Below are 1,699 nucleotides of genomic sequence, written 5' to 3'. Positions count from 1 at the left end.
AGCATCGCCGGCCGGCTGGCCCCCGACGCAGGGCGGCTCAAGGTCGACGGCCTCGTGGTGCCGATCCGCTCCGCCGCCGTGCGCGGGAGGGTCGGGCTGGTGCGGCTGGCCGGAGCCGCCGATCCGGTCGCCGAGGTGCGAGCGGCACTCGGCTCGGCACCGCGGCTGCTGGTGGTCGACGACCTCGACACGGTCACGGACCCACTGCTGCGCGACGCGATCCGTGCCGAGCTCGAAGCCGCCCGAGCGGCAGACGGCGGATTCACCCTGATCGCCTCCTCCGTCGACGCCGACGCGCTCGACGACCTCCTCCCCTCTGACCGCGGCACGCTCGCGGTCTCGCCCGCGGCCGAGCGCCGCGCGATCGCAAAGGTCCTCTGACAGATGGCTCTCCTCTCCCTCGAACGCCCCCGCGGCGTCAAGAAGGTGTCCTGGCTGACGATCCTCGGGATCGTCCTGGTCCCCCTCGTCGTCGGCGGCCTCCTGGTGTGGGCGCTGTGGAACCCGACCGAGCGCCTCGACCGGATCACGGCCGCCGTCGTCAACGAGGACACCCCCGTCGAGATCAACGGGCAGACGGTGCCGCTCGGGCGCCAGCTCGCGGCCGGCCTGGTGACGGGAGGCGGCGATTCCGCGGCGAGCGACCCGGCCGACTCCGCGACTCCCGGCGCCACGCCGTCGGCGACCCCCGCACCGAGCGAGACTCCCGCGCCGAACGTCTCGGGCTCGGACTCGTCCGGCAACTTCACCTGGGTGCTCACCGACAAGGACGACGCGGCGAAGGGTCTGGCCGACGGCAGCTACGCGACCGTCGTGACGATCCCCTCCTCCTTCTCGGCCGCAGCCACCTCGTACTCGGGCGACGCCGCGGCGGCGACGAAGGCGACCATCGACATCGCGACCAGCGAGAAGGCCAAACTCGTCGACGACGCCATCTCGGCGACCGTCACCAGCACCGCGACCTCACTGCTGAACACGCAGCTCACGACCGCCTACCTCCAGAACATCTACGTGGGCTTCTCCACGCTCAACGACCAGATCGGCCAGGCCGCCGACGGTGCAGGCACGCTCGCCGACGGTGCCGACCAGCTCGGCACGGGCGCCTCCGGCCTCGCCGACGGCACGAGCAGCCTCGCGGACGGCATCGACGAGCTCGCGAGCGGCGCCTCCTCCCTCTCGAGCGGAGTCGCGCAGCTGGGTACCGGCGCGTCATCCCTCGCCGACGGCGTCGGGCAGCTGGGCACCGGCGCCTCCGATCTCTCGGGCGGAGTCGCGCAGCTCGCGACGGGCGCCCGCGACTCCGCGACCGGGGCCACGGCGCTGCAGGGCGGTGCCTCCGAGCTGGCCGGCGGCCTCGATCAGCTGAGGGAGGGAGTGCAGACCACGGGTGCGGGGACGCAGCAGGTCGCGACCCTCAGCGCGGGGGCGGCGACGGCCACCTCCGAGACGTTCACGGCCCTCACCGGAGTGCTCGCGAGCTGCGGGACGACGGAGTGCAACGCCGCGAAGGCCGTCATCGCCTCGGCGACCGGGCCGACGGGCGCGGTCACCCTGACCGGGCAGACGGCCGGAGCGGTCGCCGGGATCGACGCCGGGATCCGCACCGGCGGCGGCGGGCAGCCCTCGCTGATCGACGCGGTCGGCCAGTCCGCCACCGGCGCCCGCACGCTCGCCGACGGCATCGGTCGCTTGTCCGGCG

1 protein-coding gene and 1 pseudogene are annotated in these 1,699 nt (G+C 74.2%); both read left to right on the top strand.

Going from position 1 to position 1,699, the window contains the following annotated elements; translation table 11 throughout:
• Positions 1–381, top strand: a pseudogene (locus ACH61_RS17655) (MMPL family transporter); the annotation flags it as partial.
• 3 nt (positions 382–384) lie between these two features.
• Positions 385–1,699: ABC transporter permease (locus ACH61_RS15300; protein WP_161489687.1), on the top strand; the 1,315-nt coding region annotated here is incomplete at its 3' end.

Source organism: Rathayibacter tanaceti (assembly GCF_001634385.1).
Taxonomy (GTDB): domain Bacteria; phylum Actinomycetota; class Actinomycetes; order Actinomycetales; family Microbacteriaceae; genus Rathayibacter; species Rathayibacter tanaceti.
Note: the sequence above shows the minus strand (reverse complement) of the source record. Positions and strands in the feature narration are given on the sequence as shown.